This is a genomic window from Domibacillus sp. PGB-M46 (genome assembly GCF_022668875.1).
Classification (GTDB): Bacteria; Bacillota; Bacilli; order Bacillales; family Domibacillaceae; genus Domibacillus.
This window is the reverse complement of sequence record NZ_JAKGCR010000103.1, coordinates 1-262: the sequence shown is the minus strand read 5'-3', so window position 1 is coordinate 262 and position 262 is coordinate 1. Positions and strand designations below refer to the sequence as shown.

General features: G+C 56.5%; 1 pseudogene. It reads left to right on the top strand.

What is annotated here, in order from left to right:
- Positions 1-262 (top strand): annotated as a pseudogene (locus L2D08_RS23800) (PTS glucitol/sorbitol transporter subunit IIB); the annotation flags it as partial.

Genomic DNA, 262 nt, shown 5'->3' with positions numbered 1-262 from the left:
AGCCGGACATTCAGCCAGCAGACGGAGCCCCGGCACCGTCTGTTACAGCGGAGGCTCATCCGAAAAATGCCCAGCAGTTGAAAGCGGAAGCGCGCGAGAAAGTCGCACAGATGAAAACCAGCAATGGCGAACCGCGCAAGCAGAACATTATCGAAAAGCTGGGCCGTTCGATGGGCGGCGTCATTGGGGTGCTGTACCAGGCTGCCCGTGAAACGATTGAGCAGGTGCTGAAAAACATCATCCCATTTATGGCGCTTGTCAG